Below are 18,824 nucleotides of genomic sequence, written 5' to 3' on the forward strand. Positions count from 1 at the left end.
CTCGGGTCGCGACGGGTTCGACGCCCGCGACGACGTCGCCGTTCTCCGGACGTTCTCGAAGGCGTACGGCCTGGCGGGCTTGCGACTCGGATACGCAATCGTTCCGTACGCGTGGGCTGACGCCTACGCCCGCGTCAACACCCCGTTCGCCGCGAGCGAACTCGCCTGCCGGGCCGGCCTGGCCGCCATCGAGGATGACGAACACGTCGAGCGGACGGTCGAGACCGTCGCCGAGGCTCGAGCGACCATGCGCGAGGAAATCGACGCCCACGTCTGGCCGAGCGACGGGAATTTCGTGCTCGTCGACGTCGGGCAGGCGACGCCGGTCGCCGAGGCGATGCAGGAGCGGGGCGTGATCGTCCGCGACTGTACGAGTTTCGGGTTGCCGGAGTGCGTTCGCATCACCTGCGGTACGCCGTCCGAAACCGAACGGGCCGTCGAGACGCTCAACGAGGTGCTCGAGGACCGAGGGCACCAGCGCGAACTCGGCGCTGACGGCGGAATCCCAACCGAGGTGAACGGCGCGTGAGAGTCGCAGTTACCGGCACCCCGGGAACGGGGAAGACGACGGCAACGACGATCCTCGAGGATCGATTCGGTGATCGCCACGAGCACCAACTCGGCGATCGCCACGAGGACCGACTCGAGGACTACGACGTGATCCACCTCAACGACCTGCTCGAACGCGAGGGGCTGTACACGGCCGTCGACGAAGAGCGCGACAGCAAGGTCGCCGACCTGGATGCCCTCGAGGAGCGACTCGCGGAGCGAGACGACGTCCTGATCGAGTCGCACCTCGCCCATCACCTGCCGGCCGATCGCGTCGCCGTCTTGCGGTGTGAGCCGACAGTGCTCGAGGACAGATTGAGAGAGCGCGGTGAGAGTGCGGCTAAGGCTCGCGAGAACGCAGAGAGCGAGGCGCTCGACGTCATCCTCTCGGAGGCCGTCGACCGCCACGGACTCGAGTCCGTGTACGAAATCGACACCACGGACCGCGAGCCCGCCGCGGTGGCCGACGAACTCGAGGCCGTCGTCCGGGGCACACGAGCGCCGAGTGTCGGCGAGGTCGACTTCGTGGGGTACCTGACATGACCCTCGATAAGTTCCGACCGTACATCTCGAGGTTCCTGGATCCATTCGTCCGTGGGTTCGACCGGGTCGGAATGAGTCCCGACGGCGTGAGCGTTATCGCCGGGTTCGTGGCGATTGCCGCGGGCCTCGTGTTTTACCTCGGTGGCGTCGCCCACCCCGTCTGGTACGCCGTCGGCGCGGCCCTCGTTTTCCTGAACGGCTGGTTCGACATCATCGACGGCGCACTCGCTCGAGCCCAGGGCGTCTCCTCCCCCGCGGGGGACCTGCTCGATCACGTCCTGGACCGGTACGCCGACATCGTGATCATCGGTGGACTCGCCGCCGGCGTCGGCGACTACTGGCTGGGCTTCCTGGCGGTTACGGGCGTCGTCATGACCTCCTACCTCGGCACCCAGGCCCAGGCGGTGGGCCTCGACCGGGTCTACGGCGGGCTCGTCGGCCGTGCCGACCGGCTGGCGATCATCGGAATCGTCGGCTTCCTCGCCTATCCTCTCGAGTCGTTCGACGCCGGTGGCCTCTCGCTCGTCGGCTGGCTGCTCGTCTTCCTCGCCGTCGTCGGCCACCTGACGGCCTTCCAGCGGTTCTTCTACTCCTGGAGCGCGCTCGAGTAGCGTCTGACAAGGTCCGACCCCTCGTCCGGGGCGGGTATCGAGTTCGATACGACCCGTCCGGATCGCTGGCGCCGTACCCTTTATCACGCGTGGTGCGTTAGACCCGACCATGGTTCAGTGCGAGATGTGTGGCGCCGAGACGTCGTCCCCGAAGACCATCAAAGTCGAAGGCGCGAAGCTGGACGTGTGTTCGAACTGTACCGACTTCGGCACCGAGGTGAAGACCGCCTCATCCTCGAGCACGTCGACGAAGTACTCGACGGGCTCTGGATCGGGATCCGGGTCGGGGTCCAGCGACACGTCCTCGAGCGGCGGTCGCTCCTCGGGGTCCGGTGGCTCGCGTCGCCGAGACATGTTCGACGAGATGGACGAGATTGTCACCGACTACGACGACCGCATCCGGCGGGCGAGAGAGAAGAAGGACCTCAGCCAGTCCGACCTCGCGAACGAACTCAACGAGAAAGCGAGTCTGATCCGCAAACTCGAGCGCGGGGATACCCTGCCCAGCGACCGGGTCCAGAGCAAACTCGAGCGATTCCTGAGATCAGCCTCACCGGCGGATCCGGGTCGAGCGAGGACAGCGACTGGGAGGGTGGCTCCTCGAGCGGGAGTTACACGCTTGGTGACGTCGTCAAGCGAAAGGATTGATCGAGCGCCGACCAACATTTTCCCGATCGCCGGTGTTGTTCACTGCGACCCGGTGTCCACTCGAGGGTCGAGCAGCGAGTACGCGAGGTCCTGAACGACGTTGCCGACGACGCCGAAGGCGACGATGACGACCGTCACGCCCATCATGACGGGAAGGTCGCGCGTCCAGACGGCGTTGTAGAAGAGCGAGCCGATCCCGCCGATGCCGAACACGGCCTCGATGATGATCACCGAAATCGCGAGCAATGCGAGCGTCTCCGCGAACACGAGCGAGAGCAACGGGATCGCCGCGTTTCGCAACACGTGTCTGGCGACGTCGAGCCGCCCACCGCCTTTCGCGCGAACGAGTTTGGTGAGGTCCGCGGTGTAGTACTGGCGAGCGTACGCTCGAGCGTAACTGACGATGGCAGCGAGCAGGGTCGTCGTAACCAGGACGACCGGGAGGACCCGCCCGTAGAGAAACGGCAACTCGGTCACCGTGATGTAGTTGAATTCGCTGCCCCAACTGAAGGCGGCAGCGGCAGTCGCGGACGCGCTCAGGATGAGGAAGCCGGCCCAGAAGTTCGGGATCGCGAACAGCAGATACACGATACCCATGGTTCCGTCGCCGCGAATCGAGCGCACGTTCATCGCGGCGTAGGCGCCGACGGTCAGCCCGAGCGTCGTCGCCAGCACGATCGCCGGGACGACGTACAGCGCCGTCTCGAGGGTGGCCTCGCGGACCAGCGGAAACACTGCCTCGCCGCTCTGGAAGGAATCGCCCCACTCCAGGGTGATCATGTTCCTCATCCAGTCGACGTACTGCTCGGTGAGCGGTCGGTCGAGCCCTCGGTCCGCGAGGTACGATTGGCGAATGGACTCGAGTTTGTCGGGATCGGCACCGCCGTAGGCCGCGAGCGCGAGTTGCCTGTCGAGCACCCAGTCTTCGGTCGCGGCGAACAGCGCGAACATCACCGTGAGCACGGCCCAGGCGGCGATCGCTCCCAGTGCCAGACGCCGAGCCAGAATTCGCACCACTCTCACTGGCGGTCACCTGCGAGTGGACCAGACGTGATGACGGAGTCGCGAATCACGAGTACTGCACACATGCCAGCCAGGGAAATATGAGTGTTGCGGTCGTGATGGAACAGAAACACTTATTCGCGGAGGCGACAGGTTCCTGCACGACTCGCAATGACGGAACCGGGATCGAACGCATCCGCCAGAGACGAACCGTCGGGGCAGACGGACGTCGCGGCGCTCGAGCGAATCGACTGGAATCGGGTCGACTCGTCGAAGCGCCGGTTTTCGCCCGAACGAATCGCGCTTGTAATCGGCGTCCTTACCGTCGGGCTGGCGTACCTCTACTACCGCTGGAGAGACAGCATCTATCTCGTCGCTCGATGGTACGTCGGCCCCGAAGATTGGCTGCTACTGCTCGCCCTGGCCGTGATCGTCGCCTACGGCGCCGTTCCGATGGTCCTCGATCCGTCCCGCGGCGGCGACTCCTCGCTCGACTTCGACGACGGTGGGCAACCGTCGCGACCCTCACAGTTCTCGTGATCGTCACTCTTACCGCGCTCTACACGATGATAACGGGGTTCCAGCCCCGGCTGACGTTATACTCGGGGACGGCCGGAACCGACAAACTCCAGCCGCCGGTCGGCTTCAGCGGTTCCTACCTGGAAACGGGAAAAGACTGCGTGGGCATGGTTACCGGGGACACGATATACGAACAGCAGTGTCACGGGAGCTGGGAGTACGTGCTCGGAACCGACCGCTGGGGGTACGAAATGGTCGACCTCCTCGTGGTCGGCGCTCGACCTGTGGCCTACGCCGTGCTCGTCACGGCCGGCATTATCGTGCCGCTGGCGACGATCGTCGGTCTCCTCGCGGGGTACTACGGCGGTTCCGTCGACGACCTCCTGATGAGCTACGTCGACGTCCAGCTCAGCATCCCAGCGATCGTCATCTACATGATCGCGTACCTGTTCATCGGGGACTCGTTTTTCGTCCTCCTCGCCGCGTTCGGCCTGCTATCCTGGGGCGGGATCGCCCGTATCGTCCGGAGCGAGACGCTACAACGACGCGAGGAAGGGTACGTCCTCGCCGCTCGAGTGCTCGGGGCCTCGAGGCCGTACGTCCTGCGACGACACGTCCTGCCGAACATTACCAATAGCGTGATCCCGGCGGCGTTCCACCTGATGGCCGTGCTCGTCCTGACAGAGGCGGCGCTCGCGTTCCTCGGGTTCCACGCCACGTTCCAGTCGTGGGGCATGACGATGGGCGAGGGGCTGTTCAGGGCGTCCCCGCTCGACGCGTGGTGGGTCTCGACGTTCCCCGCCATCGCCCTGGGACTGACGGTCGCGGCGTTCAAGGTGGCCGGCGACGGACTGCGAGACGCGCTCGATCCACGGGGGACTCATGACTGACACAGATCCACTGCTCTCCGTCGACGACCTGCACGCTCACATCGCGACCGCCGACGGTCCCATTCGGGCCGTCGACGGGGTGAGCTTCGACGTCCAGCCCGGCGAAACCGTCTGCCTCGTCGGCGAGAGCGGGAGCGGGAAGACGCTGACCTGTGATTCGATCACTGGTCTGGTCTCGAGTTCGCAGGTCGACGTCTCCGGATCCGTGACGTTCGAGGGCGAGGAGTTGCTCTCGGCCGACGAAAGCCGACTTCGATCGATTCGCGGCAACCGTATCGCCTATCTCTTTCAGAACGCCCAGAACGCGCTGGATCCGGTGTACACCGTTGGCGATCAGCTCGTCGAGGCGATCACGTTCCACCGAGACGTCAGCGACGAGATCGCGCGAGAGCGAGCGATCGACCTGCTGCAGACCGTCGGCCTCTCGCGACCGGCGGAGCGACTCGACGCGTATCCCCACGAATTCTCCGACGGCATGCGCCAGCGCGTCCTGATCGCCATCGCCCTGGCCACCGAGCCCGACCTGCTCATCGCCGACGAACCGACGTCCGCACTGGACGTCACGATTCAGTCCCGAATCATCGACCTGATCGACGACCTCCGACGAGAGCGAGCGCTGACGATGTTGCTCGTCACCCACGATCTCAGGGTCGTGGCCTCGCTGGCCGACCGCGTCGTCGTCATGTACGCCGGGAACGCCGTCGAGCGCGGGCCGGTCGAGGCCGTCCTCGAGCGACCGGGACACCCCTACACGCAGTCGTTGTTCCGGAATTTCGTGGGGCAGGGTAGGGCGGACGGGCCGGACCGCCGTACTGATACTGTCGGAGGTGACGAACCGGCTCCGCCGGACGGCTGTCGCTTCCGTCGGGAGTGCCCACACGCCGTCGAGGCGTGTCGCGCCGACGAACCGCCGTTCGAACCGGTCGCCGGCGTCGAAGACCACCGTGCGGCGTGCATCTACCACGGCAACCGACAAGATGCGAGAACGGTCCTCGACACTGTTCCCGATTTCGGCGCTAGCGGGGAAGGGGTGACCGAGGATGACTGAGGCGGATCCGTTGCTTTCGGTCAGGAACCTCGAGAAGCACTACCCGATCACCAAGGGGCTCCTTCGGCGCGAGGTCGGGACCGTTCGGGCCGTCGACGGCGTGAGCTTCGACGTCCAGCCCGGCGAGGCGTTCGGGCTCGTCGGCGAATCCGGCTGCGGGAAATCCACGACCGCGCTGTCGGTACTCCGTCTCGAGGAGCCGACCGGTGGCGAGGTCCGGTTCGACGGCGACGACGTTCGCGCGTACGACGACGACGAACTGCGTCGCTTTCGCCGACGCGCACAGCTCGTGCTCCAGGACCCGGACTCGGCGCTCAACCCGCGTCGGACAGTCGGCGAGTCAGTCGAAGAGCCCCTCCGCATCCACGGCTTGCACGGTTCCCAGCGGCGCCGACACGTCGTCGAGGACACGCTCGAGCGCGTCGGGCTCTCCGCCGCCGCGGCCGACCAGTACCCACACGAGTTCTCCGGCGGGGAAAAACAGCGCATCGCCATCGCCCGCGCGCTGGTGTTGAACCCGGATCTGCTCGTCGCCGACGAGCCGGTGAGCGCGCTCGACGGCCGAACCAAGGCCGACGTCCTCGAGTTGCTGGGACGTCTCCAGCGGGAGTTCGACGTCGCGATCGTCTTCATCAGTCACGACGTCGAGCTCGTGCGTCGGTTCTGCGACCGGGCGGCGGTAATGTACCTCGGCGAAATCGTCGAGTCCGGGGCGGTCGACGACGTCTTCGAGGACCCTCGCCACCCGTACACGCAACTGCTCGTGTCGTCGATTCCCAGCCTCAACCCGAACGCGTCGCGCTCCAGCGTCGAGTCCCTGACCGACGACCTCCCCGACGCGTCCGACCCGCCGTCCGGCTGTCGGTTCCATCCCCGGTGTCCGGCGATCATCCCGCCTGCCGACGCAACGATCCCTCGTGACCAGTGGCGAGGACTCGTGCGGTTCCGCTTTCGGCTCGAGAACGACTGGACGACCGCGGACGACGTGCGGGCCGCCGTCGCCGGGCCCGAGTCGGACGGTACAAACGGTCCTGCGACCATCGAGTCTGTCCCCGCCACCGACGACGCCGTTCGATCGAGGTTCGATCTGCCCGCGGAACTCGCGGATCCGGACCTCGAGGCGGCGCTCACGGCGACCGTCGAATCCATCGACGACGGCGACCTCGTAATGGCTCGAGACCACCTCGCGGCACCGACCGAAACCGTCTGTGAGCGCGAGTCGCCGACGCTCGAGACCCGCACAGAGGGCCGACCGGTCGCCTGCCACCGGTACGATCCGTCGGTACCCGGCGAGCCCGAGACGGACCTCGAGACGACGACCACTCGGTAACTATTTTGGTCGCGAGGGCCTCCTCTCGAGCATGTTCGTTCTGATCAACCTCAAGACGTATCCGTGTGACTCCGTCGCCGTCGCCGAAGCCGCGCGTGACGTCGACGAGACGACCGACGCTCGCATCGCCGTCGCCCCGCAGGCGACCCACCTCGAGCGAGTCGCCGAGACGGGCGTCGAAACCTGGGCCCAGCACGTCGATCCGATCGACTACGGGAGCAACACTGGGCACACGCTCGCGGAGGCGGTCGCGGATGCGGGCGCAGTGGGCACGTTGATCAACCACTCCGAGCGCCGCCTGAAACTCGCCGACGTCGACGGCGCGATCCGGGCGGCCGAACGTGCCGGCCTCGAGACGGTCGTCTGTGCGAACAACCCGGCCCAGATCGGGGCGGCCGCGGCGCTCGGCCCCGACGCCGTCGCCGTCGAACCGCCGGAACTGATCGGCACCGGGACGCCGGTCAGCCAGGCCGATCCGGACGTCGTGGAGGACGCCGTCGACGCCGCCGCTCGGGTCGACGAGGACGTCACCGTGCTCTGTGGCGCGGGGATCAGTACCGGCGAGGACGTCGTCGCCGCAGCCGACCTCGGCTCGAATGGCGTCTTGCTCGCCAGCGGCGTCGCCAAAGCCGACGACCCCGCGGCGGCGCTCGCGGATCTGGTCGAGCCGCTGTGAGCGGGGATGGAAGCGAAATGGGGACGAGGATGAAGACGACAACGAGACCAGGGACGAGAACGAGAACGGAAATACGGACGAGAGCCAAAGTGACAGCACCGCCAGAGCCCGATACCTTTTCCCCACCGAACGTGAACTCGAGGCATCACCGATGAGCGACGATGACCGGAACTCACACTCTCACTCGCCCGCGAACGCAAACGCGAACTCGAATCCCGACGACACGTCCGACGCGCACCCACTCGAGGTTACCCTCGAGAACCGCCTAATGGGCCAGGGCGTCTACGTCAATTCGCTCGAGCGAACCGACGACCGAACGCGACTCGAGTACGAAATGGTGCACGACGTACCGGGCGTGACCACCCACGAGGTCAGTACCGTCGTTCGAATCGTCCTGACGGTCGCGGAGGAGCGCGAGTGGGAGCCAGGAACGCTCGAGGCAATCTCTCGATCCACCGACGGGGACCGGCGCGGGACGTGGCGAGTCGAACGCGAGTGGTTCGATCAGCTGGGGACGAACTCTTCGAACTCGAATTTTCGGACCTCGTTCTCGATACAATTACTCACGCCGGGGATAAGAAGTAGTTACATTCATTACGGATTGCTGTCTTCGGTTCCGTAGAGCTACTGATGACCGGAGAGCAGGTGTTCGTCTCCCACGCACCCGTCGACCTCGACCTCGTGCAGGAACTGTTCTCGACGGTCAAGAACTTCCCGTTCGGCGTCCACATCGCCCTCGAGGAGATCGAATCCGGTCGAACGCGCAAGCGACTCGAGGGCCGACTCGCCAACAGCGACGTCGTCGTCGCCGTACTCACTGAGGCGTCGGCGACCAGCAACTGGGTCAACCAGGAGATCGGCTACGCGCTCGCGAAGGGCATTCCGGTTCTCCCGCTGTACGACGAGGAGGCGTTCCGCGGCGGGTTCATCGCCGACGTCGAAGGAGTCGCCATCGATCGTGAGAACCTCTCGTTCACGATCTTCAACCTGCTCTGCCGGCTTCGGAGCGAACTCTCTCCGCTCGGAGCACTGTCAGTCCCCAACTGGTACGTCCGATTCCCGTGTACTGTTCCGGACTGTGGCCACCCGGTCACGCTAGACATCACGCAGGGCCAGACGAAACTCTGGAAACTCTCGGAACACGGTCAGTTACTCGAGGCCACCTGCGAGGTCTGCGACGCCGCCTACGCCTTCGATCCGGCGACGATCGGGTTCGTCAGGCGTATGGACGGCCTCGAACGCACAGCGTGACAGTCACTTCAGCCGGTCGTAAGCCTCTTTGACGAGTTTGAACGCCGACTCGCTGCCGCTCTTCTTGTCCGGGTGGGCGTGTTTGATCTGGGTCAAGAATGCCTCGCGAAGCTCCTGACTCGTCGCGTCGTCGTCGACACGAAGGATCTCCCGCGCCTCAGACTCGCGCATCTCGACGCTGCTGACGACCCTTTTCTCCTCGGCCAGCGCCTTGCAGTCCGGACACATCTCCTCGGTCCGGCCGTCGATCGTCGTCACGTGATAGAGCTCTTCGTCGACGTACTCGTGACACTGGCTACAGAGCGTTCGACGGGTCGCGAGGTGGGTCGTCTCCGTCGCTTCGTCGGCGGGTGCGGCCCCATTGCCGTCCTCCGCCTCGGAACTTTCCGCCGTAAAGCTTCCCGACCTGGAGCTTCCCGCATCCCCGTGACCGGGAACCTCCTCGAGACAGTCGGGACAGCACGTGATCACCGTTCCGTCGGGTAAAACGACGTCCTCGAGATCGTTTCGCGAAACGCTCGAGTGGCAGCCATCGCACGTCCCGCGCGGTCGGTCGATCGACTCGAGTTTCCGGGCGGCCTCGCGGGCGTGGGGCGCACACGTCGGGCAGCACGCCAGCCGTTCTCCGTCCGGCATCGTCACGGTGGTCAGGTTCTCGAGCGCGACGGCCCGTCCACACCCATCACACCGTTCACGGCGTTGGTCGACCACAGCCATCTGTCACATCGTTTGTATTCGAACTATATTATTGTAGTCATCTCCTGAATCGCACGACGGACGGTTCGAGAGCGACGGGCGTTACCGAGCGAACCCAGCGATAGCGACGCCAGGTCCAGAAACCGTGACACCAATACGGGCTCCGCTCGGACCGATGAACATGGGAGCGCTACCTACCGTCTTCGATACCGATCGTCCTGGACAGCGAGCTATCGCGCTAGTCGGGGCGGTCGACCTCGCCCTCATCACGGCGATCATGATGACCGGCCGACGCCAGCACGGCCTGCCGATCGCAAGCGAACCGGGAGCCGCCCTCGAGACCGCCTTGCCGTTTCTCGTCGGCTGGACGGTCGTCGCCCTCCTGGCTGGCGCGTACGCTCGACGTGCGATCGCGTCGACGAAGACCGCCGCCGTGGTCACCACCGTCGCGTGGCTCGGCGGGGCGAACGTCGGCCTCATTCTTCGCTCGTCGCCGTTCTTCGACGGCAATGCGCTGTGGGCGTTCAACGTCGTCATCACCGCCATTGGGCTGCTCGTGCTCGGAATCTGGCGCATCGGGCTCTCGGTGGGGCTCCGTAATGCGGGCTGGCTCGAGTGACCCCCGGTCAGAAACGAGGGCCTCGAGTGCAGGTCGACCCGGATCAAATCGTTTGTCGAAGCGATCGACGATTTAAAACCGGCCGTTCACGGCTCGAGTGTGCACTGAGCTCGATAATATCGGTTTTGAGAGGGGATTTCGACCCAGGCCACTTTTGCCGATTGGAACCACTCGATAAGTTACGAGGATAATCCCCCCTCTATCTGAATCAGGGACAAATTCAATATCGGCTAATTATGGGAAACGCTTATATGCCTATTCCTCATAGAATGTAATAGATTATGGCTGGCTATTATGACATTGTTCTCGGACTTATCCCGGTCGCACTGCTCGGTATCACCGCTGCCCTGACCGTCGTCGGCGTCTCGTTGACGGCTGCGGTCCCGATTAGCGCTACCGTCGCAATCGGCGTCATCGGTCACGCGATGTTCGTCAACGGTCCCGTCGATTCCGTCGAGGACGCCCCAGCCACGCGCCCCAGAGTCAACTCCGAGTAACCCCAGCCACGCGGTTTTTATCTCTCAGTCTCCTCGTGGGAGTATGACCGACGTCCTGTTTCTCACCAGCGAAGAGACGGTCGGCCTCGCCTCGCCCGCAGACTACGTTACTGCCGTTCGAGACGGCTACCGCCAGCGCGGCGCCGGCGCATCCGCCAAACCCCGAACCAAACTCTTTCGCGCCGACCCAGGTGGGCTCCTGACGACCTACTCCGCCGTCCTTCCGGAAACCGGCGCGATGGGAGGCTACATGTACAGCGCCGGGTTCGGATCGGGCGACGCCTGGTTCGTCACGCCGCTGTTCGACGCCGACAGCGGTGAACCGATCGCCCTGCTCGACGGCGCCCACATGAACCCCTTCAAGACCGGCGCCGCCGGCGCGGTCGCCGTCGACGAACTCGCTCGCCAGGACGCCACCACGCTCGCCGTGATCGGCACTGGCCCGCAGGCACGCGGACAGGTCCACACGACGGCGACCGTTCGCGATTTCGAGACTGTTCGCGTCTTCTCGCCGACGGCGTCCAATCGGGAGGCGTTCGCTGCCGAGTTCGACGACAAGCTCGCCGCCAGCGTCACGGCCGTCGACTCGAGCGCCGCCGCCGTCGAGGGTGCCGACGTCGTGATCACCGCGACGACGGCGAGCGAACCCGTCTTCGACGGCTCGCTGCTCGAGCCCGGAACCCACGTTACGGCGATGGGGCAGTATCACCCGAAGAAGCGCGAACTCGACGTGGAGACGATCGAACGGGCCACCTACGTTCCCGACCTTCGGGACCGGGCGACCTACGACGCAGGCTCGTTTCTCGCGGCGCTCGAGGCGGCGCGATAGCCGAAGATCACGTTCACGCCGAACTGGGCGACATCGTGGTTGGCGAGGCGTCTGGGCGAACGAGTGACGACGAGATCACGGTGTTCGACAGTGGAGGGACCGGGATCGAAACCGTCGCGGCCGCGGCGATGCTGTACGAACGGGCGACGGAGGAGGGACTTGGGTCGACCATTTCGTTCGCACCCGCGAGCGAAGCGCTGACTGGGCGACGTTCCTGAAACAAACGGCGAGAGAGCGGTCGAGCGAACGACCGGTTACTCGTCACTCGCTCTCGACGGCTACCTCGTGGACGACGACCGTCAGATGATTGAGTTTCGGTGGCAGGTGCTCCGGTGGGATCGCGATCGTCGGTTCGACGGTCGAAAGCGACCGATCGTACGTCAACTCCGCGTTCTGGGCGATCGACATTGGCCCCGAAATGATCGATCCCGTGAAGTCGACGCTCCCCGTTCCGATGCAGACGTCGGCCCAGTCGGCCTCGGGCGAGCAGTCGGCGTTGTTCAGGTACTCGTCAACGAGTTCGTTCGTCCCCTCGGCCGGTTCGTCCCGTGGCGCGTAGATGGTTCCCGTGAACGTCCCCTGGCCGATCGCGAACTTCATCTCCGAGGTTCCGTAGAGCTGGAAGCGCTGGGGATCGTCGGATTCGACGGTGACGCCGCCACTACCGCCTCCCATGGCTACGTCGCCGGTCGTGTAGACCCTCGCAACGTGATCCGTTCCCGCACCGTCGACGACCTCGATTTTCGCGTTGTCGAGTCCGATGTTCCCGTCGACGAGGACCGTCACGTCCCCCTCGCTCAGATCGACCTCGAGGTCGTCGTCTCGAAGCAACTCGTCCGCGTAGTAGGTCCCGTTCTCGAGGGTCGATCCGTCGATCGATCGGGCGTCCTCCGCCGACGTCTCGAACAGGTACGCGATGTCGTCGTCGAGCGGCCGAAGGTCCACTTCTTCGCCGCCCGTACAGTTGGCAGGCGCCTCGCAAGAGATACTCACGTTTCCGGTCGCCGAGATAGAGCCGTTCACGGAGGGGTTCCCGCCGTTATCGAGCACGTCCCCGACGGCGGTGACCGCTCCGTCGTAGGACCCGTCGGGATCGGGTTGTCCGAGGAGGACGGCGACGGTCTGGTTCGCGTGGTCGACCGTCACGTACTGGTCGCCAACCTGTCGCTCGTAGTGGGCCGCCCAGCCAGCGTAGTACGGGCTCTCGATCGTGATCGTGACGAACCGGCCCGCGACGCTCGGGATATCGTGGCTCGGCCGATCGCTCCGCACTTTCGAGAGACGAACCCGGTCGTTCGACACCGATTCGACGCCTTCGAGTCGCGTGATCGGCAGCCGGAAGGCGTCCTGGCGATACTCGGCCTGTGGCGCGGAGACGATTCTCGCCTGGGCGCCCGTGCCGCGGAAGACGCCACCGCCCTCGTAGGCGACGACCGTCTCGCCGTCGCGATACTCGATCGCCCGAATGGGTTCGTCGATAATGGGGTCCTCGAGTCCGGACGCGGTCACCGTAATGTGGCCCGATTCCACGAGCGAGACGCCGCCATTGGCGTCTGCCAGGCCGAGCGCGACCGACCGCGTGTCGTCGCTCGAGGCGGCGACCGTGTTCAGTTCCGAGCCGAGGTTGACGAACGACTGTTCGACGCGTTCGTCCTCGAGCTGGTCCGACGACGTCGTGAGGGCCCCGGTTCCCACGAGGACGATGCCGATGCTGGCGACGGCGACCATGCCGATGATGATCGTCAGGGCGAGTACCGGCGTTAGCCCTCGGTCGGCGCGGTCGATCATCGCGTGCCTCGCGATAGAACGCTACGTTGATCGCGGTTTCGCCGTCCCCACGGACCGCCCGGCGTGCTCCCTCCCTCCCCCGGGCTGATGGAGCAATTGAGTCATACACGCATTCATGACCGTCACCGATAATGATGTTTCCCATACGTTCCAGTTCCTGGACATAAATGTTGTGGGTGTCCTCGAGCATAGTGTATCCGCGTTCTCGAAATCAATTATCGTCTCATCGCTCTATCCGAGCCTCGAGGTCAGTGTCCGACCAGGTTCGTCGGGCCACGAATCGAAACGGTTAGGAACGCATTCGACGACCGACGGGACGTGGCTCGAGGTGAGACGGGAAGCGGCGACCGTTCACGTCGACTGGCGGGAGCGATGGTACTCGTCGTCGCCGGCGGACTCGCCTTGTTCGCCCCGACCGTCCGCCTCCTGCTGGCCGGCCTCGTCCTGCTGGCCGGCCCGGTGTCGATTTACGGGGGCCTCCTCGCGTTCCTCAGAGGGAATCTCGGAATGCGCAGTGCGTTTCGACTCGTCCTTGGGCTAGCGGTCGGGACGCTCGCTCCGATGTTACTCGTCCTGGCGCTGATCGCGTCGGGGACCTTCGCGTTAGTCGTGGGTGTTCTCGGTGGCTCGTGTAGCGTGCTGGCGCTCGTGTTCGCGTCGACCGCGTTCAGTCGCGAACGAACGCCGGCCGAGCGGTACGTCCCGCCGACCGACGGCTGACGGCTGACGTCGACCAGGGCGGATACGATCGACTCAACCAACCACGCAGAACAGTCGAGCGCTCGAGTGCTCGAACGGTCGAGAATATCGAACGCCGTCTACTCGAGTTGGATCGCAGAGAGTGACCGTACCGGGCCAGCTGTGCGAGAGCGGTCGTCTTCGGTCGTAACGACGAAGTCGACGTCCGTATCGACGTCGTCGACCGGAGGCTCTGAATCCGAATCCGAATCCGAATCGGAGAGCACGGTGACCGCATCCACGAGCAGCGGCGCGACGACGCCCCCGACGACCGCTCGCGGATCCGAAAGAGGCGCCCGCAGCGCCACCCGATCGCCAGTCTCGAGCCCCCACTCGTCGACGACATCGGTAGCCGTCTCGAGTACCGTCAGATGACTGTACCTGCGCCGGCCGTCGACGAGCAACGGCGTCCCGGGATCGATCTCGAGCGGCGGAAACGATGGGTTCTCGCTCCAGAGACCACTCTCGAGGTGACGGACTCCTGGATCGTCGGGGCGCTCGCCGTAACCGACTCGCTGAGCACCTTCGGGGAGGGCGTATTCCCCGAGGTCGCTAACCGGCGCGACGAGCGTTCGCAGATCCTCGCTCCCTCCCAGGTCGTGGGGCGGATCGAACCTGGTCCGGGACTCGAGCAGCGCTGTCCCGAAAAACGAGAGTAGCGCGAGCGGACCCGATCCGACGACGCCGACGGTGACGCCCCGGCGAACGCCCGTGTGGCGCAGAAAGTTCCCGGCCTTCCACGCCGAGGTACGAAGCCAGTGGGCGTCGTACGTTCGACCGGTTGCGTCCTCGAGTGCCGGCCGCTCGCTCCGTCGTTCGCGTTCGAAACACGCAGCCAGCGTTTCCATACCCGACCTACTCACCGCGATTACAAAAGCGCCGTCACTTTCGCGTGGGTTCGGGGGAAGGGATGTAGGAATTAGAGACGAGAAGTGAGAGACTCGAGAAACGAGAACTTAGAAACTCCGCTTGATCTTCTCGAAGAAGCCCTCGCTCACCTCGATTTCCTCACCGCCAGCCTCGGCGAACGCCTCGAGCGCCTCTCGCTGCTCGTCGTTGAGCGACTCCGGCGTGACGATCTGCACGCGGACGTAGAGGTCCCCCTGGCCGTACCGCCGCAGGCGCGGCATCCCCTTGCCCTCGAGGCGGAACGTCTCCCCGCTCTGGGTTCCCTTCGGCACCTCGAATTCAACTGATCCCTCGAGCGTCGGCACCTGCACGCTGTTGCCGAAGGTGGCCTGCGGGAACGAGATCGGCAACTGGTAGTGGAGGTCGTCGCCCTCGCGTTCGAACTCGGGGTGGTCGGCGATCGAGATGTCGATCAACAAGTCGCCGTGGGGCCCCCCGTTCGGACTCGGGGCGCCCTCGCCCTCCATCCGGAGGGTCTGGCCGTCGTCGATGCCCGCTGGAATTTCGACGGACAGCGAGGCCTCGTTGCGAACGTACCCCTCGCCGCGACAGTCGTCGCAGGTTTCGGAGTACAGCGTCCCCTCGCCCTCACACCGGGGACAGGTCGTCGTCTGCTGGACCCGGCCGAGCGGCGTCTGTTGGACCTGGGTTACCTGCCCGCGACCCTGACACTCCGGACAGGTCGACGCCTCGGCCTCGGGCGGATGGCCCTCGCCGTCGCAGGTCTCACACGCCTCGGGGCGCTCGACCGTGAACTGCTTTTGGACGCCCTCGAACGCCTGCTCGAGGTCGATCTCGAGGCCCGTTCGGAGGTCTCGGCCCTTGCGGGGCCGGTTGCGACCGCGGCCGCGGCCACCGCCGCCGAAAACCTGCTCGAAGATGTCGCCGAGGCCGCCGCCCATGCCACCCATACCGCCCATGCCGCCGAACGGATCGCCGCCCATGCCGCCTGGGCCACCACCGCCGGCATCGAACCCGTGTTTCTCAGCCTGTTCGTACCGATCGTGGCCCATCCGGTCGTAGGCCTGGCGCTTCTCCTCGTCGGTGAGCACCTTCTTCGCCTTCTGGATCTTTTTGAACTTCTCTTCGGCGTCCGGATCGTCGCTGACGTCCGGATGGTACTCCGTGGCCTTCTTCCGGTACGCCTTTTTGATTTCCTCGGCGGAGGCGTCCTGGCTCACGCCGAGCACGTCGTAGAAGTCCTCGCTCATTCGTTATCCACTGGTATACCGTTGAGACACTTGAAACGACCGTTCTGCGTTCACTGCTCGAGCGAGGATAGAGTCGTGAAAGCGAGACAGCGAAAATCAGCTGATCGCTGACGGTCGGTTCAGATTAGCTTTCTGCGTTCCTCCTCGCTTTCGTCGGTTTTGTCGACATCGTCAGAGGCAATCTGACGAAACGACGAAACCGCCTCAGTCTTCGTCCTCTTCGTCGACGTCTTCGAAGTCGGCATCGACGAACTCTTCGCCCTCGTCGTCGCCAGCCGCACCGCCGGGGCCGGGGTTCGGGCCGCCACCCATGCCCGCGCCGGCTCCAGCGGCGCCCGCACCGCCTGCGCCACCAGCGCCGCCGGCACCCGCCGCAGCCGCCTCCTGGTAGATCTGCTTGCCGATCTCCTGAAGCTCCGTGCTCAGGTCCTCGGTCGCCGATTCGATCGCCTCGGCGTCGGCGTCCGAATCGTCGATCGTCTCCTCGAGATCGTCGACCGCGGCCTCGATGCTCTCGCGGAGGTCGTCGTCGACGTCGTCGTTCTCCTCGAGGAGCGTTTCGGCTCGCTGGATCGTCGCCTCGGCCGTGTTTCGAGCCTCGATACGGTCGCGACGCTGCTTGTCCTCCTCGGCGTGTTCCTCGGCCTCGCGCTGCATGCGCTCGATCTCGGCGTCCGACAGTCCGGCACCGCCCTCGATGGTGATCTCCTCGCTGGTGCCGGTTCCCTTGTCCTCTGCGCTCACGTTGACGATGCCGTTCTCGTCGATGGAGAACGTGACCTCGATCTGGGGCGTTCCCGCGGGCGCGGGCGGAATACCGGTCAGGTGGAACTCGCCGAGCATCTCGTTCTTGTTCGCGAGTTCGCGCTCACCCTGGAAGACCGGACCTGGACGGACGTCTGGTTGTCCGCCGCGGTCGTGAAGATCTTCGACTCCTCGGTCGGAATCGTCGTGTTCTTCTCGATGAGGCGCTCGAAGAGGCCGCCCTTGACCTCGATTCCCAGGCTCAGGGGGGTGACGTCGAGCAGGACGATGTCGTCGACCTCGCCGCCCAGCACGCCACCCTGGATCGCTGCGCCCAGCGCGACGGCCTCGTCGGGGTTGACGTTCTTCTGGGGCGCCTCGCCGATCAACTCCTCGACCTGTTCGCTGACCTGAGGCATCCGAGTCGAACCGCCGACGAGAATGACCTCGTCGATGTCCTCTTTCTCGTATCCCGCGTCCTCGAGGGCCTGTTCGGTCGGTTCGACCGTGCGCTCGATCAGATCCGAGGTGAGCGATTCGAACTTCGCGCGTGTGAGGGACTTCTCGAGGTGGATGGGGCCGTCGTCGGTGGCCGTGATGAACGGCAGGTTGATCTCGGTCTCCTTGCGCGAGGAGAGTTCGATTTTGGCCTCCTCAGCGGCGTCCTTGAGCCGTTGGAGGGCCTGTCGGTCCTCGCGGAGGTCCATACCGTGTTCGTCCTCGAACTCCTCGGCCAGCCAGTCGATGATCGCGTGGTCCCAGTCGTCGCCACCGAGGTCGTTGTCCCCGTTGGTCGCGACGACCTCGTAGACGCCGCCACCCAGGTCGAGGATGGAGACGTCGAAGGTACCGCCACCGAGGTCGTAGACGAGAACCGTCTGGTCGGAGTCGTCGTCGAGACCGTAGGCCATCGACGCGGCCGTTGGCTCGTTGATGATGCGCTCGACGTCGAAACCGGCAATTTCGCCGGCGTCTTTGGTCGCCTGGCGCTGGGTGTCAGAGAAGTACGCCGGGACCGTAATGACGGCCTTCTCGACGTCGTCACCGAGGTACTCCTCGGCGTCGCGCTTGATCTTCTGGAGGATCATCGCCGAGATCTGCTGGGGCGTGTACTCCTCGCCCTCGATCTCCACGGTGTAGTCCTCCTCGCCCATGTGGCGCTTGATCGACGCGATGGTCTTCTCCGGGTTCTGGATCGCCTGGTTCTTCGCCGGTTTGCCGACGAGGCGCTCGTCGTCATCGGTGAACGCAACGACGGAGGGCGTCGTTCGGTCGCCCTCCGCGTTGACGATAATCTCCGGATCGCCGCCTTCCATCACCGCGAAGGCGCTGTTCGTCGTCCCGAGGTCGATTCCGAGAATCTTGTTACTCGCCATCTGGTCCCCATTTGTGCGCACTTTGGTTTAAAGGTTACTACACGACTCGAGGTGGCGAATATAATCCACGTTTAGCGGCGTGCTCGCCGGATTGCGGTGGCCTACGAGTGATAGACGGTCGGTGGGACGATGTCGACTCGTTCTCGAGAAGACGGTATTCCTATCGAAGTGATGGTACTCGTCGAACGACCGTTATCAAGGTCTGTAATGCGGATTAAACAGGTTCGTTCGCCTCGAGAGAACAACGTCGAGAACAGTCCGATCTTCGTAGAATTCCATTCAGGGGCATCGAGTATTTCGATGCTAATCGGACGCAGAGACGACTTACATTAGCTCAAGAGTTCTTTCAT

At 64.8% G+C, this 18,824-nt stretch carries 19 protein-coding genes and 2 pseudogenes; 15 read left to right on the top strand and 6 right to left on the bottom strand.

The window, feature by feature from the left end; translation table 11 throughout:
- The 4 genes from ACFQS4_RS14095 to ACFQS4_RS14110 all read left to right on the top strand — a co-directional run.
- Positions 1-529, top strand: a 529-nt coding sequence (locus ACFQS4_RS14095) for an aminotransferase class I/II-fold pyridoxal phosphate-dependent enzyme (RefSeq protein ID WP_500193790.1), incomplete at its 5' end; no start/stop codon positions are given.
- Positions 526-1,092, top strand: a complete 567-nt coding sequence (locus ACFQS4_RS14100) for an adenylate kinase family protein (RefSeq protein WP_497902050.1) — start codon at positions 526-528, stop codon at positions 1,090-1,092. The genes ACFQS4_RS14095 and ACFQS4_RS14100, both read left to right, overlap by 4 nt.
- Entirely contained in the window at positions 1,089-1,703 is a 615-nt protein-coding gene (locus ACFQS4_RS14105) for a CDP-alcohol phosphatidyltransferase family protein (RefSeq protein WP_497902051.1), read from the top strand. Before ACFQS4_RS14100 ends, ACFQS4_RS14105 begins: the two co-directional genes overlap by 4 nt.
- 124 nt (positions 1,704-1,827) lie before the next feature.
- Positions 1,828-2,445 (top strand): multiprotein bridging factor aMBF1, encoded by a 618-nt coding sequence (locus ACFQS4_RS14110; protein ID WP_500193826.1) that lies wholly within the window; start codon positions 1,828-1,830, stop codon positions 2,443-2,445.
- Here ACFQS4_RS14110 and ACFQS4_RS14115 read toward each other — a convergent pair.
- Entirely contained in the window at positions 2,391-3,365 is a 975-nt protein-coding gene (locus ACFQS4_RS14115; RefSeq protein ID WP_500191502.1) for an ABC transporter permease, read from the bottom strand. The genes ACFQS4_RS14110 and ACFQS4_RS14115 overlap by 55 nt on opposite strands.
- A 159-nt stretch (positions 3,366-3,524) precedes the next feature.
- Here ACFQS4_RS14115 and ACFQS4_RS14120 point away from each other — a divergent pair, with 159 nt between their 5' ends.
- The 7 genes from ACFQS4_RS14120 to ACFQS4_RS14150 all read left to right on the top strand — a co-directional run bounded on the left by ACFQS4_RS14120 (position 3,525) and on the right by ACFQS4_RS14150 (position 9,067).
- On the top strand, positions 3,525-3,893 hold the full coding sequence (locus ACFQS4_RS14120; RefSeq protein ID WP_500191504.1) for a hypothetical protein: 369 nt from the start codon (positions 3,525-3,527) through the stop codon (positions 3,891-3,893).
- Positions 3,890-4,762 carry an ABC transporter permease gene (locus ACFQS4_RS14125; protein WP_500193792.1) on the top strand — a complete coding sequence of 291 codons (873 nt, stop codon included), beginning with the start codon at positions 3,890-3,892 and terminating at the stop codon, positions 4,760-4,762. The genes ACFQS4_RS14120 and ACFQS4_RS14125 overlap by 4 nt, the downstream gene beginning before the upstream one ends.
- Positions 4,755-5,810 (top strand): ABC transporter ATP-binding protein, encoded by a 1,056-nt coding sequence (locus tag ACFQS4_RS14130; RefSeq protein WP_500193794.1) that lies wholly within the window; start codon positions 4,755-4,757, stop codon positions 5,808-5,810. The genes ACFQS4_RS14125 and ACFQS4_RS14130 overlap by 8 nt, the downstream gene beginning before the upstream one ends.
- Positions 5,803-7,140: an ABC transporter ATP-binding protein gene (locus ACFQS4_RS14135; RefSeq protein WP_500193795.1), complete on the top strand. Its 1,338-nt coding sequence runs from the start codon at positions 5,803-5,805 to the stop codon at positions 7,138-7,140. Before ACFQS4_RS14130 ends, ACFQS4_RS14135 begins: the two co-directional genes overlap by 8 nt.
- A 31-nt stretch (positions 7,141-7,171) precedes the next feature.
- Positions 7,172-7,816: a triose-phosphate isomerase gene (tpiA, locus tag ACFQS4_RS14140; RefSeq protein ID WP_497902057.1), complete on the top strand. Its 645-nt coding sequence runs from the start codon at positions 7,172-7,174 to the stop codon at positions 7,814-7,816.
- A gap of 151 nt (positions 7,817-7,967) precedes the next feature.
- Positions 7,968-8,438: a DUF8159 domain-containing protein gene (locus tag ACFQS4_RS14145; RefSeq protein ID WP_500191510.1), complete on the top strand. Its 471-nt coding sequence runs from the start codon at positions 7,968-7,970 to the stop codon at positions 8,436-8,438.
- A gap of 8 nt (positions 8,439-8,446) precedes the next feature.
- Positions 8,447-9,067, top strand: a complete 621-nt coding sequence (locus ACFQS4_RS14150) for a toll/interleukin-1 receptor domain-containing protein (protein WP_500193797.1) — start codon at positions 8,447-8,449, stop codon at positions 9,065-9,067.
- A gap of 3 nt (positions 9,068-9,070) precedes the next feature.
- Here ACFQS4_RS14150 and ACFQS4_RS14155 read toward each other — a convergent pair whose 3' ends face one another.
- Entirely contained in the window at positions 9,071-9,784 is a 714-nt protein-coding gene (locus ACFQS4_RS14155) for a J domain-containing protein (protein WP_497902059.1), read from the bottom strand.
- Positions 9,785-9,944: 160 nt separating this feature from the next.
- Between ACFQS4_RS14155 and ACFQS4_RS14160 the strand changes: the two genes are divergently transcribed.
- From ACFQS4_RS14160 to ACFQS4_RS14170, 3 genes and pseudogenes are all read left to right on the top strand, one after another.
- Complete coding sequence (locus tag ACFQS4_RS14160) at positions 9,945-10,382, top strand: DUF3054 domain-containing protein (RefSeq protein WP_497902060.1); 438 nt, start codon at positions 9,945-9,947, stop codon at positions 10,380-10,382.
- Between the two features lie 281 nt (positions 10,383-10,663).
- Positions 10,664-10,879, top strand: coding sequence for a DUF8015 family protein (locus ACFQS4_RS14165; RefSeq protein WP_254157053.1), 216 nt, complete (start codon positions 10,664-10,666; stop codon positions 10,877-10,879).
- A 43-nt stretch (positions 10,880-10,922) separates the two neighbouring features.
- Positions 10,923-11,926: pseudogene (locus ACFQS4_RS14170) on the top strand (ornithine cyclodeaminase family protein).
- Between the two features lie 43 nt (positions 11,927-11,969).
- Here ACFQS4_RS14170 and ACFQS4_RS14175 read toward each other — a convergent pair.
- Entirely contained in the window at positions 11,970-13,496 is a 1,527-nt protein-coding gene (locus tag ACFQS4_RS14175) for a DUF7289 family protein (protein ID WP_497902062.1), read from the bottom strand.
- Positions 13,497-13,814: 318 nt separating this feature from the next.
- Here ACFQS4_RS14175 and ACFQS4_RS14180 point away from each other — a divergent pair, with 318 nt between their 5' ends.
- Positions 13,815-14,216, top strand: a complete 402-nt coding sequence (locus ACFQS4_RS14180; protein WP_497902063.1) for a hypothetical protein — start codon at positions 13,815-13,817, stop codon at positions 14,214-14,216.
- A 98-nt stretch (positions 14,217-14,314) separates the two neighbouring features.
- Here the strand turns inward: ACFQS4_RS14180 and ACFQS4_RS14185 are convergent, their stop codons facing one another.
- The 3 genes and pseudogenes from ACFQS4_RS14185 to dnaK all read right to left on the bottom strand — a co-directional run bounded on the left by ACFQS4_RS14185 (position 14,315) and on the right by dnaK (position 18,474).
- Entirely contained in the window at positions 14,315-15,082 is a 768-nt protein-coding gene (locus tag ACFQS4_RS14185) for a hypothetical protein (protein WP_500193799.1), read from the bottom strand.
- Between the two features lie 108 nt (positions 15,083-15,190).
- The gene (gene dnaJ, locus ACFQS4_RS14190; RefSeq protein WP_497902065.1) at positions 15,191-16,354 is read right to left on the bottom strand and encodes a molecular chaperone DnaJ; all 1,164 of its coding nucleotides are present in this window, start codon (positions 16,352-16,354) and stop codon (positions 15,191-15,193) included.
- A 204-nt stretch (positions 16,355-16,558) separates the two neighbouring features.
- A pseudogene (gene dnaK / locus ACFQS4_RS14195) lies at positions 16,559-18,474 on the bottom strand (molecular chaperone DnaK).
- Positions 18,475-18,824 lie beyond the last annotated feature (350 nt).

It is taken from the genome of Saliphagus sp. GCM10025317, assembly GCF_042663665.1.
Classification (GTDB): Archaea; Halobacteriota; Halobacteria; order Halobacteriales; family Natrialbaceae; genus Natronosalvus.

Coding starts and splice junctions, on each gene's coding strand:
- ACFQS4_RS14105 (WP_497902051.1), top strand. CDS start 1,089: ATGACCCTCGATAAGTTCCGACCGTACATCTCGAGGTTCCTGGATCCA.
- ACFQS4_RS14110 (WP_500193826.1), top strand. CDS start 1,828: ATGTGTGGCGCCGAGACGTCGTCCCCGAAGACCATCAAAGTCGAAGGC.
- ACFQS4_RS14120 (WP_500191504.1), top strand. CDS start 3,525: ATGACGGAACCGGGATCGAACGCATCCGCCAGAGACGAACCGTCGGGG.
- ACFQS4_RS14130 (WP_500193794.1), top strand. CDS start 4,755: ATGACTGACACAGATCCACTGCTCTCCGTCGACGACCTGCACGCTCAC.
- ACFQS4_RS14135 (WP_500193795.1), top strand. CDS start 5,803: ATGACTGAGGCGGATCCGTTGCTTTCGGTCAGGAACCTCGAGAAGCAC.
- tpiA (WP_497902057.1), top strand. CDS start 7,172: ATGTTCGTTCTGATCAACCTCAAGACGTATCCGTGTGACTCCGTCGCC.
- ACFQS4_RS14145 (WP_500191510.1), top strand. CDS start 7,968: ATGAGCGACGATGACCGGAACTCACACTCTCACTCGCCCGCGAACGCA.
- ACFQS4_RS14150 (WP_500193797.1), top strand. CDS start 8,447: ATGACCGGAGAGCAGGTGTTCGTCTCCCACGCACCCGTCGACCTCGAC.
- ACFQS4_RS14155 (WP_497902059.1), bottom strand. CDS start 9,784: ATGGCTGTGGTCGACCAACGCCGTGAACGGTGTGATGGGTGTGGACGG.
- ACFQS4_RS14160 (WP_497902060.1), top strand. CDS start 9,945: ATGGGAGCGCTACCTACCGTCTTCGATACCGATCGTCCTGGACAGCGA.
- ACFQS4_RS14165 (WP_254157053.1), top strand. CDS start 10,664: ATGGCTGGCTATTATGACATTGTTCTCGGACTTATCCCGGTCGCACTG.
- ACFQS4_RS14175 (WP_497902062.1), bottom strand. CDS start 13,496: ATGATCGACCGCGCCGACCGAGGGCTAACGCCGGTACTCGCCCTGACG.
- ACFQS4_RS14185 (WP_500193799.1), bottom strand. CDS start 15,082: ATGGAAACGCTGGCTGCGTGTTTCGAACGCGAACGACGGAGCGAGCGG.
- dnaJ (WP_497902065.1), bottom strand. CDS start 16,354: ATGAGCGAGGACTTCTACGACGTGCTCGGCGTGAGCCAGGACGCCTCC.